Source organism: Mycobacterium sp. URHB0044 (assembly GCF_000620625.1).
In the GTDB taxonomy this organism is placed as follows: domain Bacteria; phylum Actinomycetota; class Actinomycetes; order Mycobacteriales; family Mycobacteriaceae; genus Mycobacterium.
The window spans coordinates 61,732-75,947 of record NZ_JIAW01000012.1; the positions used below are offsets into that span (position 1 = coordinate 61,732).

The 14,216-nt window shown below is 64.3% G+C and carries 14 protein-coding genes; 13 read left to right on the forward strand and 1 reads right to left on the reverse strand.

What is annotated here, in order from left to right; genetic code table 11:
• Nucleotides 1–2 precede the first annotated feature (2 nt).
• The 13 genes from N536_RS0122870 (at nucleotide 3) to N536_RS0122935 (ending at nucleotide 9,817) form a co-directional block, all read left to right on the forward strand.
• On the forward strand, nucleotides 3–1,148 hold the full coding sequence (locus N536_RS0122870; protein WP_029115742.1) for a thiolase family protein: 1,146 nt from the start codon (nucleotides 3–5) through the stop codon (nucleotides 1,146–1,148).
• Nucleotides 1,149–1,515: 367 nt separating this feature from the next.
• Nucleotides 1,516–1,656 carry a hypothetical protein gene (locus N536_RS42290; RefSeq protein ID WP_155948695.1) on the forward strand — a complete coding sequence of 47 codons (141 nt, stop codon included), beginning with the start codon at nucleotides 1,516–1,518 and terminating at the stop codon, nucleotides 1,654–1,656.
• Nucleotides 1,657–1,683: 27 nt separating this feature from the next.
• Nucleotides 1,684–2,025 (forward strand): hypothetical protein, encoded by a 342-nt coding sequence (locus N536_RS0122880; protein ID WP_029115743.1) that lies wholly within the window; start codon nucleotides 1,684–1,686, stop codon nucleotides 2,023–2,025.
• Between the two features lie 116 nt (nucleotides 2,026–2,141).
• Complete coding sequence (locus N536_RS39225; protein ID WP_051574704.1) at nucleotides 2,142–2,786, forward strand: hypothetical protein; 645 nt, start codon at nucleotides 2,142–2,144, stop codon at nucleotides 2,784–2,786.
• Between the two features lie 42 nt (nucleotides 2,787–2,828).
• The gene (locus N536_RS0122890) at nucleotides 2,829–3,842 is read left to right on the forward strand and encodes a phytanoyl-CoA dioxygenase family protein (protein ID WP_029115744.1); all 1,014 of its coding nucleotides are present in this window, start codon (nucleotides 2,829–2,831) and stop codon (nucleotides 3,840–3,842) included.
• Complete coding sequence (locus N536_RS0122895) at nucleotides 3,839–4,366, forward strand: nuclear transport factor 2 family protein (protein WP_029115745.1); 528 nt, start codon at nucleotides 3,839–3,841, stop codon at nucleotides 4,364–4,366. The genes N536_RS0122890 and N536_RS0122895 overlap by 4 nt, the downstream gene beginning before the upstream one ends.
• Nucleotides 4,363–5,445, forward strand: coding sequence for a hypothetical protein (locus tag N536_RS0122900; RefSeq protein WP_029115746.1), 1,083 nt, complete (start codon nucleotides 4,363–4,365; stop codon nucleotides 5,443–5,445). Before N536_RS0122895 ends, N536_RS0122900 begins: the two co-directional genes overlap by 4 nt.
• Nucleotides 5,442–6,635 (forward strand): cytochrome P450, encoded by a 1,194-nt coding sequence (locus N536_RS0122905; RefSeq protein WP_029115747.1) that lies wholly within the window; start codon nucleotides 5,442–5,444, stop codon nucleotides 6,633–6,635. The genes N536_RS0122900 and N536_RS0122905 overlap by 4 nt, the downstream gene beginning before the upstream one ends.
• Nucleotides 6,636–6,682: 47 nt before the next feature.
• Nucleotides 6,683–7,315 (forward strand): TetR/AcrR family transcriptional regulator, encoded by a 633-nt coding sequence (locus tag N536_RS40855; protein WP_051574705.1) that lies wholly within the window; start codon nucleotides 6,683–6,685, stop codon nucleotides 7,313–7,315.
• 58 nt (nucleotides 7,316–7,373) lie between these two features.
• Nucleotides 7,374–7,985, forward strand: a complete 612-nt coding sequence (locus N536_RS39235; protein WP_051574706.1) for a TetR/AcrR family transcriptional regulator — start codon at nucleotides 7,374–7,376, stop codon at nucleotides 7,983–7,985.
• 117 nt (nucleotides 7,986–8,102) lie between these two features.
• A complete protein-coding gene (locus N536_RS0122925) occupies nucleotides 8,103–8,351 on the forward strand; it encodes a hypothetical protein (protein ID WP_029115748.1) in 249 nt (82 codons plus the stop codon).
• 8 nt (nucleotides 8,352–8,359) lie between these two features.
• Entirely contained in the window at nucleotides 8,360–9,034 is a 675-nt protein-coding gene (locus tag N536_RS0122930; protein WP_036437319.1) for a hypothetical protein, read from the forward strand.
• 33 nt (nucleotides 9,035–9,067) lie between these two features.
• On the forward strand, nucleotides 9,068–9,817 hold the full coding sequence (locus N536_RS0122935) for a deoxyribonuclease IV (RefSeq protein ID WP_029115750.1): 750 nt from the start codon (nucleotides 9,068–9,070) through the stop codon (nucleotides 9,815–9,817).
• 3 nt (nucleotides 9,818–9,820) lie between these two features.
• On the opposite strand, the gene N536_RS40860 is transcribed toward N536_RS0122935, so the two are convergent.
• A complete protein-coding gene (locus tag N536_RS40860) occupies nucleotides 9,821–14,074 on the reverse strand; it encodes an Ig-like domain-containing protein (protein WP_197040213.1) in 4,254 nt (1,417 codons plus the stop codon).
• Between the last annotated feature and the right edge of the window lie 142 nt (nucleotides 14,075–14,216).

A 14,216-nucleotide genomic window follows, 5' to 3' on the forward strand; every position in this document is an offset into this window, starting at 1 on the left:
CCATGACGGATGTCGCCATTGTCGGTGTGGGGCTACACCCGTTCGGTCGCCACGGCGACAAGCTCGCCCTCCAAATGGGTGCTGAAGCGGCCCAAGCCGCGCTCGCCGACGCAGGCACGGATTGGAACCGCGTGCAGTCGGCCTTCGTGGGCAGCTACGAGGTGTCCAATCCCGATGCGGTGGTGAGTTGGCTCGGTTTGACCGGTATCCCGGTGCGCGGCGTGTTCAACGGATGCGCGACCGGAGGCGTCTCGCTGCAGATGGCCGTGCAGGCCATTCGCCACGGGGAGGCCGACGTCGCCATGGCGATCGGCATGGACAAGCACCCCCGTGGCGCCTTCGCGGCGGACCCATCGGTGGTCGGGTTGCCGAGTTGGTACGGGCAGACGGGGATGTTCCTCACGACCCACTTCTTCGGCACCAAGATCAACCGCTACATGCACGACCACGGGGTTTCCGCCGAGTCGCTCGCGCGCATCGCCGCGAAGAACCTTGCCAACGGCGCGATCAACCCGCACGCCTGGCGGCGCAAGGCCGTTGGCTACGAGGAGATCTTGAACTCCGAAGTGGTCAACTACCCATTGACCCGGTACATGTATTGCAATCCCGACGAGGGAGGTGCGGCCGTGGTGTTGTGCCGCGCAGACATCGCGCACCAATTCACGTCCACCCCGATCTTCGTGCGTGCGGCCGAGCTTCGTACGCGGCGTGAGGGCGCCTTCGAATTGCAAAGTCCCTCACTGCCATTGACCAGCGCACCCAGTCCCACCGTCGATGCCTCCCGTGCGGCCTACGAATTCGCCGGTCTGGGGCCGGAGGACGTCGACGTAGCGCAGCTGCAGGATACCGACGCGGGATCCGAGCTGATTCACATGGCGGAGAACGGCTTCTGTGCCGATGGGGAGCAGGAGAAGTGGATTGCTGATGGCGACACAGAGATCGGTGGCCGCCTGCCCGTCAACACCGATGGCGGGTTGATTGCCAACGGCGAGCCGATCGGCGCGTCGGGCCTGCGCCAGGTGTACGAGATCGTGCTCCAGCTGCAAGGTCGGGCGGGCGAGCGGCAGGTGCCCAACGATCCGCGGGTCGGCTACACACACCTCTACGGCGCGCCTGGCGCATCGACGGTGTCGATCCTGTCGCGCTGATCGAACCGTCGCTCGTCGGATTCGCCCGCGGTCGACTGGTACCGCAATTGAGTGCTGCGTTGTGTAGATGCGGCCATGTTGGCCGTCGGATACCTTGAGCGCGACCATGTTTCGTCATGACTGACGCCTTCCGATGGTCAGGCATCGATTGCAGTGAAGATGGCCGGGCGATGTGCAGCGGCACTCGCCCGGATGCTGGCGAAACTCAAGTTGGCTTGTTTCACGACAAGCATTGACTCCACTGTTCACTTGTCATACGGTAAGCGAACTAGCCATAAGGTGTTCGGCGCGGGGTTCTCATGAACATCAACTCACCTTCGTTAAATGCCTGCCCCACGCGCTAGTGCGATCTGACCAAGGAGCAACGATGCCCGATGATTCGCAGGAGTACAAAGACCGCGTCCGCGGGGTATGGATATTCGTCGGTAGCTATTTCGCGCTGATGTTCGCGTTCTTTGTCGTCGCCATGATTGTCAGCTTTGGGCCCGGCCCGGCCAATCCCTTCTGAAACTAGGCGAACGATAGGCGGTCACCGATGATTCGACTTTCCGACATACCCGACTACCTCTTGCTGGTGGTCGTCGACGTCGCCATCCTGCTCTTTTGGTGGAAGCTCATGGCGCTGCTCGGCGATCGCCGCATGATGCCGTCACCAGAGGTCAGTTCGTTCACTGATGCCGAACCGGCAGAGGACAACCAGGTCGACGGGTCGCCTGCCTTTGCGACGAATTGGCGAAGAGATCCCACGTGGGGAAATTTCCCCGCGGTCGTCAAATTGACCATGATCGTCGCGTTGGTCGTATCCGTGGGAATACTCATCGAGGGGGCAGTGCTCATGCCGTACGGAGTCGCAACGTGGGGATGGCAAGTACCGTGACCGATGAATTGTTGAGCCGAACAGGCAACACAGCGAGCGACACCGAAGTGTTCAATGCGGCGCTCCAAAAGAAACACCGTCGAGGAGAGCTCGTATTCTTTGCCGGCGTGCTGTTAATGGGCACCGTATTTCTTGGCCCGGTCGGTATTCCGCTCGTCATTTGGGGCTGGCTGCAAAGCCGACGTGCCGAACGACAAGGCGCAATCCCCACGATCCCGTGGCACGTGGCGCTGGTCGGAGGCTTCGCGATCGGAGACTCGGCCGCCAACTTCATCGGGTGGTCCATCGACCTGTTCGCCGGGCGCGCCATCATCACCCACACCGCCGAAATGACCTACGGCCGACTGTTCGACGGCGGATACATCAACCACATCAACAGCACCGACGTCGGCGGTGTGATCCTCGGTGGGGTCAACAGCCCCGGGGAGAAGGCGTTGATCATCGCAGCGGTGCTGCTGGTATGGCCATGCCGGCTGGCTGCGGCGTGGGGCTTCCTCAAGATGAAGCCGTGGGCGTTGGGCTGGATGATCACATCGACTTGGATGATGGTGGTGTACTGGGTGATCTGGGTGGCCAACTCCGTGGTCGACTCGGAGAATCGCTTCAGCGGATCGCTCGGGGTAGTAGGGATGTTCGTGTTCAACGGCGTCTACATCATCGGCCCCATTCTGATGATTCCGTATCTATATCTCGTCGATCACCGCCCGTGGCTACGCGGAGCACTTCGCAACTCAGGTACCGGCCGCCGGCAGATGGCCTAATTCACCTCGCCAGCAACGCTTTCGAGCCTTGGAAGGTTTCAGATGACCTACGACCTGGAGACGGCACCCGCGTCGTCGGATGTGATCACCATGCCCGCCCCGGTGACGGACATTGCCGCCGGTAAGGCCACGCTCGATGAGTACGGACTGGTGGTCCACGAGAACGTGCTCACCCGCGAACAAGTAGAGGCGCTAAAAGAACGCCTCGACGAGCAAGCCGAGCTGGAACGCAAATACGATGTGGCGCTTGTCAGCAACCAGAGTTTCACCGGAACCACGTGGTACGGCGGGGCGGACGGTCGACTGCCGGCCTGGCAGAACGTCACGATGCTGGTGAACAAGGGGCGGATCTTCATGGACCTGATCCTGAAGAATCCGTTGGTCCACGAGTACTGCGCGCACGCGTTCGGCGGCGTTCCGTACCAGCTGTCCTCGACGTCGGGAATCATCCAGCGCCACGGTTGTGAAGCCATGACCGTGCACACCGACCAGCAGTGGGTACCCGTGGCCACCGCGACGCCGGTCTTTCTCAACTTCTTCTTCTGCTTGAGCGACTTCGACGAGGACATGGGGGCCACGCGGGTCGTCCCGAAGAGTCACCTGGGCCCACCGCCCGAGCTCGTGTTCGATCCGAATAGTGGTGCACACAGCGTCCAGGAGGCAGAAACCCTTCCCATCGTGTGCGAGGCGGGGGACATGTTCTCGTGGGAGGGCCGTATCTGGCACCAATCCGGAGCGTCGTCCTCTGAGAAGGTGCGGTACTCGGTGGGATGCATCTGGGGGCAGAGCTGGGTCAAGCCCATCGACAACTTCCTGCAGTCCTTGCACGACGACGTGTACGAAGGCCTGTCGCCTGAAGAACTCGACTTGCTGGGTTTCAGGGTCGATGCCGCGGGAAGAATGGCGCCTCGCCGAATCGGGGATCGGCAGTCGACCAACCGGAAGGTGCCCTACATTCCCGAACTGCGTCGCGGGGCCGACAACGTCATAGAACGTGCGCCCGGAGAGCGCGGGAACGTCGACTCCTTCGGCGCGTTGAAGTCTGGTTCCGCATGACCGACGTCCACCCCAACGTCGCCCTGGTACGCGGACTGTTCGAGCGAGCCGATGCGAGCGCCGACCCCATTGCGATGGACGGCTACCTCGAGGGTGGGTGGGACACGCTTTTCGCCGACGATGTGAGCTACTGCGGAACGAGCTCTCACGGCAATCTGCAGTTGGCGCTGGGCAAACAGGCGGTCTTTGAAATATCCCGTGAGGCAGCGCAATTCATGGAGCCTGATGAGCGGGGCGAGGAACTGCTCGACTGCGTGGCCTTCGGCGACGAACTCGTGGCCGTTCACACCAGATGCCACCGCTTGATCCGCAACACCGGCGAACGGGTCAGTTACGAGTACGTCATGGTCGTGCGAATCGAAGACGGCGTCATCACACGCGGCGTCGACGTCGGCGAACGCAAGATCGACGACGTCTACCTGCGTGCACGTGGCCGGATTACTACGCCGAATGTTCCCGCAACGGCCGTCCTCTCGGCCGTGCCGCGACAGCCGAACGGGCATTTCAAGGAGACCTCCGAATGACGCTGAATCTTACGAACGTCGACCTGTCCGCAGAAGGTGAGTCATACAGCCACCCCGAGCCTGGCCAAGAGTTCTGGCAACAGAATGGGTACACCTTCGTCGGTTCGTCGGACGGCATGGACTTCCTGTTGTGGACCCGCATCTGCATCATCTCTGGACGTGAAGGGGGGCAGTGGCTGCACACCGGGCAGACCGTCGAACACGCGACCACGCTCATCATGGTCCCGTCCGAGCGTCGCGGAGCGCTGAGCGAGCACACCTTCATCGCCAACGGCGCTCAGGCGGCGCAACTTCGTGCTCGCTCCGATCTCACCATCGTCGCGGACGACGAGGCAGTCTCGTGGTCGATAGGAGGTCGCGTCTACAAGGCCACGCCTGACATGTGGCATATCCGCGGCGAACACGCCGGCGTGGATCTCGACTTGACCTTTACCCCAACGCATCCGCCGCTGTGGCCCTGGGGAAAGTCGGACGACGCGGCCGTCGTGCCGATTTGGTATGACGTCATGAGCGAGGTCGCTGGCACGATCACCGTCGACGGCAAGCCGTATACCTTTGCCGCGCACGGGATCCGAGAGCACATGACGGTCGGCAAGGAGACCAACAACATCGGCAACAACGCACCCTACGACCCCATTTACTGGAACTGGTTGATCAACCCCGACATCTCGGTCTGGTTCTTCCGGTACCCGGGCCCAGGGCTTGATCTTGGCTTCGTCCGCGTCGACGGCGAGGACATTGCCTATGCATCGGGCCAGATCACCAATACGGTCGTGGAGCATTGGTCCGACCGCCGGAGTGGGCTATCCCTTCCCTGCAAGTGGAACCTGGTCCTCGCCTCTGGCCGCGGCACGCTGGTGCTCGACATCGCCGCTCACGGCCGGGCGTTCTTCCCGTGGGTGCAAGTGTTGGGTGTCCGGCTGGAGATCTGGATGTTGTGTTCGGCCAGTGGCACGTTCCATCACGCCGACGGGAAGGTGACGGTGATCGACGAGCAACTCATGTGCGTGAATCCGCTGCAGTTCCTGACCTACGCGGAGGAAAGCACGAGCGGGAAGATCGGTGCGCTGCCGTCATGACGACATCCGCTGCGCCGTTCGACTCGCGCCTGGCCCCGATCTTCACGGAGGTCAAAGGAGACGGTGAACCCCAACATTTTTGGCATCGAAAGGCCAACGACGTCCGCATGGAGCGGCTCGACGGAATCGTCCACCTCTACCGTTACACGGATATTCTGACCGTAAATCGCCACCCCGCTGTCCTCGGCCAAGGCGGCCGCGGGTCGATACTGGGTAGCAACAGCGCCCTCATTCCGTTGGAACTCGACGGCCCCGGCCATGTGAAGTATCGGAAGCTCCTCGACCCGTTGTTTGCGCCGAAGCGTGTGGCGCTACTCGAAGCCAGCTTCCGCGCATTGGCGCGTGAACTGATCGATAGCTTCAGCCACGAGAAGACGGTGGACCTGTACGACCGGTTCTGCGTTCCCTTGCCATGCCTGACGTTCTTGCGACTGCTCGGTGCGCCCACCGAAGATCTCACCTTCTTCCTCGAGTTCAAGGACGCGGTGATCCACGCGAAGGGAGATACGGCAGAAGAGAAGACGGCATCGGCGGCGGTCGCCGGTGCGAAGCTCTATGAGTACCTCAACGCGCTCATCGACGCGCGTCGCGAGCACCCGCCACGCGATGACCTGCTCGGTGCTCTCATGCAGGGGACTGTTGACGGTGAGCCGGTGTCGCAACTCGAGTTGTTGAACATGCTGTTTCTGCTGATGTTCGCCGGCCTCGACACCGTCACTGCTTCGATGTCGTGCATCTTCGCCTGGTTGGCACGCCACCCCGAACAGCGGGACCGTTTGGTGCGCAACCCGGAGGCCATCCGGGCCGCGGTGGAGGAGCTGCTGCGATACGAATCGCCGGTGCCCGCGGGCACGCGGTACGCGACCGAGGACATCGACCTAGGCGGTGAAGTGATCCACGCGGGCGAAGCCATCCACGCGATTTGGTCTGCGGCCAACGTCGATCCAACGGCCACCGAGAGTCCCATGGACGTCAAGTTCGATAGACCTCGCAACGTGCACATGGTATTCGCGAGCGGAACGCACCGATGTCTGGGCTCGCACCTCGCGCGGCTCGAACTGCGCTTGGCAATCGAAGAACTCCATCGACGTTTTCCTCGTTATGGCATCACCCGAGACGACGAGCCGCGGTATGACAACATCGCCGTCCGGATGGTCGAGTACCTGCCGATCACCTTGGACGTCGGATGACGGCACTGCAGAGCATCGCTGGAATCGTATAGAGGAGTGCACATCGCATGGCCGGCAAGCGGGAAGCGCAGCGCGAGAATGCCATCGACCTAATGTGTCAGGTGGCCATTCACGCGATTGGTAAGGGTGGTTACGCCGCAATGACACTCGCCGAAGTCGGGGAGTTGGCGGGCTATAGCCGCGGCTTGGCGACCCACCACTTCGGGTCGAAAGCGGGATTGCTGACGGCGTTGCTCGACAGGGTGCTCGACAAGAATGGGGTTGAGTTTCGAAAGGCCACCGAGGGTAAGCGGGGACTCGCGCGACTTGCTGCGGTCGTGGACTGCACCCTGTACCGCTGTATTCAGACGCCCGATGAAGCGCGGGCATATCTAATGTTGGCATTGGAGCCGACAGCGAAGTGGGCTGCTGCACAGGTGAGGGAGCAGACCGCCGCCTTGCGTGAACAAGCTGAGAGTTCAGCGCGCGAAGCCATTGCACTGGGCGAACTTTCACCGCAATTCGAACCGGCCGAGGTTGCGAGCCTCACCTTGTCGATGGCACGCGGATATGCCTACGAGTGGGCCGCGGATCCCAGCACCGATTTGAACGCCGCTCGACGACGTATCAACCACTACATCAGCTCATTGGCGGAAAGTGGCGGGCCACCCGTGAAGCGCAAGGCTTCGTCGGACGAATGAGCGCAGCAGTGCGGCGACCTCTTGCGCTTCATGGCGAACGCTGTTTACTATACGGCGTATGGTTGGCAGGCCCCTGGTTCGCAAGGACCGTCTGAACGAGCGGGTGATCGTTGCCGCGGCGCTGAAGCTGGCGCGCAATCGCGTGACTGAGCTGACGATGCGGTCGCTGGCCGACGAGCTGGAGGTCTCGGTCGGCGCCTTGTACAAACACGTTTCCGGCCGCGACGAACTGTTGAACCTCGTCGTCGAGGGGGTCCTCGACGAGGCGCCGCGAATGGGCGCCGAAACCCTCGACGGGTGGCTGGCACTGCGGGCCCAGGTGCTCGGCGTTCAGGCGCTGATGGACCGCTACCCGGGCTTGGATGACGCGATCATGGTGCGCTCGGCGAGCTCACCGAAGGCGAACGAACTCCGCCGAGAAGGCATGGAGGCGTTGCAACGCGAGGGCCTCACCCTCGACGAAGCGCACAAGGTGTACCGCGCCGTGACGTGGTTGTGGTTGGGTTCCCGAGCGGCGTTGGAGGGGCGAGCGCGCAGGCAGGCCGACATCGACACGTTCGCCGAGGCCCTCGACATCCTCATTGCCGGACTCAAGGCGCACATCAATCACATTGAGAAGAAACAGGATCGAGTCCGGTCATCAGATCGGCGAGTCGAGGAGGAGCGTTGAAGATACCAACATCCAAAGGAGCAGCCGTTGCGCTGTTCTTCATTCTGGCCGCGGCCTGGATCGTCACCATCGTGACGGTGCAGTCGCTGCAGGCAACGCAGTACGGGTAGGCGCGCGATGTTGCACGATGGACTGATACTGGCAGGCATGGTCGTGGCCGACTTGGCCATCCTCGGCGTGTGGTGGTTCCTCGGTAGCCGCCTGGTTCCCGCGGAATCCAGCCCGCCCGCGGAAGAGTCGACGCGTACGTCGACCCCGCTGCTACACAAGGTCTTGACCGTGGTCTGCTTCCTGCTCCTCGTAGGTCTGCTCGTCGAATGCATGGCAATGTTCCCCGCAATCCTAGTGAGGTTCGGATGGTCCTGAGAGAGAACATGATTGACGTCGCCGGCACCACGGCGCCTGCGGAGCCGAAGCGATGGGTGGAGGAGGCCGACGGATGGCTGCTCGTCGGTTGCATCCTGTCGGGCACGATGATCCTCGGGCCCATCGGACCGGCCGTGCTGGGCATCGCCCTCTGGAAGTTGTTCAAGTCGGTAAAGGCAGGCACGAACGCACGGCCGTGGGCGGTCACGATCATCGGAACCTTCTGCATGGTCGACGGCTTGATCAACTTCTCTCCGTGGACCTTTGACACCTTCGCGCACAGCACGGTGCTCGGTCAGACGTTCATCACCGGTTATGGGCGCTTCTTCGACGGTGCGTTCTTTCTCGATTACAACAGCGGCGCGTTGGGCGGCGTGGCGAACACGTCGGAGAAGATGTGGCAGTACCTTGCGGTCTTCATCCTCATGCCGATGCGGGTGGTCAGCGCGTGGGCGTTCATGCAGATGCGTACCTGGGGGTTGCACTTCATGAAGGTGTCCGCCTGGCTGTACCTGTTCCTGTGGGTGGGGTACACCATGGCGATGAGCCTCGACTTCTCCGAGCGGATGGCCGTCTCCGAGTTCGGCGTCGCAGGGTGGTGGACGTTCAACCTGTTCTACCTGTCTCCGGTGTTCGTACTGCCCTTTCTCTACACCGTGGACAAGAGCAAATGGCGCCGCTAGGACCCGTCGGACCCCAGACCTAGACTGGGGCACGTGCTGATTGGTTCGCATGTTCACAATGAAGATCCCCTGGCCGCCGCGGACGCGGACGGCGCCGAGGCCGTGCAGTTCTTCCTCGGTGACCCGCAGAGTTGGAAGAAGCCGAAGCCACGGGAGGACGCCGACGTGCTGAAGGCGTCGACCACCCCGCTCTACGTGCACGCGCCGTACCTGATCAACGTCGCGTCGGCCAACAACCGGGTGCGCATCCCGTCGCGCAAGATCCTCCAGGACACGTGCGACGCGGCGGCCGAGGTCGGGGCCACCGCCGTGATCGTGCACGGCGGCCACGCCGACGACAAGGACATGGAGGCCGGGTTCGAGCGGTGGGTCAAGGCGCTCGACCAGCTCAAGACCGACGTCCCCGTCTACCTCGAGAACACCGCCGGTGGCGACCATGCGATGGCGCGCCACTTCGACACCATCGCCCGACTGTGGGACCGCATCGGCGACAAGGGCATCGGCTTCTGCCTGGACACCTGCCACGCCTGGGCGGCAGGCGAGGCACTCATCGACGCCGTCGAGCGCATCAAGGCCATCACGGGGCGCATTGATCTGGTGCACTGCAACGACTCCCGCGACGCCGCCGGCTCAGGCGCGGACCGGCACGCGAACTTCGGCACCGGCCAGATCGATCCTCAGTTACTGGTAGCGGTGGTCAAGGCCGCCGACGCGCCGGTCATCTGCGAGACCGCGGACGAGGGCCGCAAGGACGACATCGCCTTCCTGCGCGACAACGTCTGACGCCTACAGGACGTTCTGCGCCGCCTCGATGGCGTTGTTCTCGGCGATGACGGCCTCCACCGTCGAGGCGGCCGGCTTCGGTGTCCAGTCCGGGTAGAACAGGCCGAACGATGCCTCGGCAGGGTCTGCATCCGCCCTGTCGACGAGAGTGTGGATGAACGCGGGCCCGGCGAAGGACAGGGTCCGCCATCCGCGCAAGAAGTCGCCGAGATACGCGGCCTGGTTTGCGTCGCCCGCGGCCGAGGACGGCTCCCCGTATTCCGTCGCCCAGATCTTCTTGTAGCCGTCGCCGTTGGCGACCATCAGGTCATGGATCCGGTTGACCTGAGTGAGCGGCGAGTCGTAATAGATTCCACCCTGTGTGAAGGGCGTCGTGTACTGGTACGGATGGAATGACAGCGCGTCGAAGTAGCCCGCCGCGCCGGCGTCGTACATCTCCGAGACGAATCGCACCGGGTTCACCGTGAGGCCGAACCAGTCGAGCGTCGCACCCACCGCTGCCGCGACCACGACCGCGTCGGGGTCCGCAGCCTTGATCGCCGGGTAGGCCGCCTTCAGCAGCGCGGTGTACTGGGCGGCGTTGGGCCCGGGTTGCCAGAACATGACGGCATTGGGCTCGTTCCACACCTCCCATGCCGTGACCTTGCCCTTGTAGCGCGCGGCGGCGAGCCCCGCGAACGCGGCGAATTGCGCGTTGTCGCTGGGCATTCCGGCCAGCGGGTACGTGTTCGGTACCGCCGCCCACGTCGGCGTGGAGTTGAGCACGCCGAGCACCTTGATGTTGCGCGCGGCGGCGCTGTTGATCACGCGGTCCACCGCGCTCCAGTCAGCCCATCCCTGTACGGGCTCGACGGCCGCCCATGGCACCAGTACGCGGATGTCGGTGACGCCGACGGACTGCAGCGCGTCCAACGCGGTGTCGATCTCGGCCTGCGAGTAGAACAACAGATCCGGCACATGAATGGCGACGCTGGTCGCACGCTGGTCGATGGCGTTCGCCGCCGGCGGCACGATCGTGACCGACACCGTGGCGGTCGTCGACGCGCCAAGCGCATCCTTGACCGTCACGGTGAACACGTCGGTGTCGACGCCCGGAGTCACCAGCGCGGTATAGCGGGCGTCCACCGTGGGCGTGTAGGTGTACGCGCCCGTAACGGCGTTGACCTTGACGACGCCCTTGGCCGGCCCGCCGATCACCGTGTAGGTCAGCGCGTCACCGTCGGGGTCGGTTGCCACCACCGTGCCCGTGACGGTGCCGATCGCCGACGATGAACTGCTCACGGTCGCAACGCCGGTCACTGGCGGGCGGTTGCCGGTCGTGTACGGGGTGATGGGTGCGGTCAGGGTGAACGTAGCCGTCCCGCCGTACCCGTCGGCAACGGTGATCGCGATTGCCTCGGCCTTCGTGGCCGGGTCGGCGTTCGGCGCGGAAGCGGCGTCACGCGCCGCGGTCGTCGGAGTGTAGGTGAAGCCGCCGTTGGCGCCGATTGTCAGCGTGCCCTTCTGTGGTGTCGCTGAGGTGAACGTCAATTTGTCACCGTCGAGATCGACTGCACTCAGGACCCCGGTGACCGCTCCCGTGGTCGAGTTGACTTGCGTCACCGTGCCGTTGCCGCCGGTAGGTGCGGCGTTGGTGGGGCTGATGCTCACGGTGACCGAGGTGGCGACGACGCCTCCGTGCCCGTCGTTGACCGCGATGGTGAAGGTGTCCTGCTTGTCGGCGGCGGTCGCGCCGAGCTGCTGCGCGGCGTGACGTGCGACGGCCGTCGGGGTGTAGGTGAAACCGCCTGTGGCCGTGAGCGTGACGGTGCCCTTGGTGGGTGCGGCGGACTGCGCATAGCTGACGACGTCATTGTCCAGGTCGGTGCCCTTGACGCTGCCCGTGACGACTCCCGTCGAACTGTTCGGCGCGCCGACCACGAGGGTCGCCGTCGGCACCTTGTTCGTCGGGCTGACGTCGACCGTGATCCTGGTGGTGACGACGCCGCGCCTGCCGTCGGTCACGGTCACAGTGAATGAGTCGGTGGTGACGCTCGAGGGCGCGCCGACCGTCGAGGCGGCGTGCCGGGCAGCGGCGGTCGGGGTGTAGGTGAACGTGCCGTTCGCGCCGACGACCACGGTTCCACTGATCGGCGCCCCGGATACGGTGTAACTCAACGGATCTCCGTTGGGGTCGGTCACGCCGACGGTTCCGCTGATAGCACCCGTGGTCGCGTTGGGGGCGCCCTTCGTCGCGGTCCCTGCCACCGGATTCGCATTCGGCGCAGTCAACGAGACGACGTGCACGACGCCGGCTGGGCGGTCGGTCACGTACAGCTCGGTGCCATCGGGGCTGACGGTGGACCCTGGGCTTTGCGAGATGTCCATCGTCGGGCGAGTGGCGATGGCGACGAACAATCCGCCGTTCGCGGCGTTGAACGCACCGACGCGACCGGCGGCATCGGTCACGATCAGTGTGCTGCCGTCACCGCTGACGGCCAGCGCAGCGGTGGGCAACCCGCCGGTCTGGATGACTCCAATCAGGGCACGGGTTTTGGTGTCGATGACCGACACGCCCCCGTCTTGGGTACCGACGTAGAGCCTCCCGTTGTCCGGGCTGACCGTCAACGCGGTTGCCTTGCCGGCCAATTTCGCCAATTGAGTAGTTGTCGTGGAGGTCGGCCCGAAGGTCAGGACCGCGGTGCCGCCGGTGGGCGTGTCGGTGGTGACGTAGACCCGTGTGTTGTCGGGGCTGGCCGCGATACCGGTCGGGCGGTACCCGGTGGGCAGTGTGGTGGTGGTGGCGACCGTGTTGGTCGAGGTGCTGATGCGCAGCACCTTGGCCGTGTCGTAGCTCGTCACGTACACGGATGCGCCGCCGGGGGCCATGGTGATCGCAGTGGGCTTGGCGACGGCGATGGTGGCCTTGACCGCTCCGGTCGCCGTGTCGAGGACCGTCACCGTGTTCTTGGTCGAGCTGGACACGTAGAGCCTCGTGCCGTCCTGCTTCACGGCCAAGCCGTCAGGTGCGACCCCCGCGGCGTAGGTGCCCACCACTGTGGCGGTGACCGTGTCGATCACGGTGACGGTGCCCGCGTCCCGGTTCGCCACGTAGGCACGGGTATTGGTGGCGGCGACCGCACCTGCTCCACTCACCCCGCCGACGTCGGTGCGGACGCCGATCAGGACGGCCGAGACGGGGATGTTGATCTGTACGGGCACCTTGTTCACGCCGTCCGAGACGGTGACGGTCATGGCGATCGTGCCGGACTGCGGGTTGGCTCCAGCAAGAATCCGCTGCGCCGCGGTGGGGGTATAGGTGAACGTGGCCGCGGTCGTGTTGTAGACCAGCGTCCCGAGGGCCGGCTTGGTAGTCAGGGTGATGGTGGGCGTCGTGCCCTCTGGGTCGGTGGCGACCACCTTTCCCGTCACCGCACCCGTGAGCGGGTTGGGCGTCGAGAACGTGCCCACCGCCGTCGGTGCCTGGTTCACGACGGCCGTCGCGACGACCTGGGTAGCGGCCATCCGCATGGCGGTCGGTGCGACTTCCGTAACCGCCTCCGTCCCGACTTCGCGGCGGGCTGCCGCGAGGAACATCCACGCGAGCGGAGACTCCGTCACTCCGCGCTGCAGCGCCGCGAGGAACGACGACAACACCGGCGCCACAACATTTCTCAGAACCGACGTGATGGTCGTTTCGATGGGGCGCAGTGCCGGCGGCGGCGCGATGGTCGGTGCCGTCGTCGAGACCGAGAGTTGCGTCGCGGTGACGGCGCCGGCGGCTGGTGCCTTCGCGTTCATCGACGAGAGCGACGGGGCGACACCGTCATCGGTGGCAGTGCCGCGGCTGGAGGTGTGCTCGAGGGTCGACGTGGTTGGCTTTGGGGCGGGGGCCGACGACACACCGGTCGTCGACGTCTTTGCGCTGTCGCGGAACTTGTTGTGTGACGGCGGGATTGCCGGTTTGGCAGCGGTGCCGTCGGTCGGCTCGTCGTTTGCGTTCGACCCAGTACCGTGGGTCGACGACTGGGCGCCACCCGAGGAGGACACCGTCACGCCGGGTGCCACCTCGACGGTCTCCGAGGAACCCTTGTCGACGTCAGTGGTCGCCGACGTCGCGTCCGGTGGTGAGTCGTCTGTCGGTCCGGGCTGCGCGGCGGATGGCTCGGTGGCGCCGGTGCTCCCAGCGGCAACCTGGCCCTCCGCCGACGGTGATTCAGTCGCCGTGTCGGGGTTCGCCCACGCGATTCCCGCCGGGGCGGCGATGGCTGATCCCACGCCCAATGCGACCGCGAGCGCTCCAATTCGACCTACGAAATTGCCGTATTCCATCCCCACGACCCCCCGGTCGGTACTCGACTTCCCGCGGTCGCGATCGCGATGCAGGTCAGATTCTTCGCTGACGTCGACGTCAGTTTAA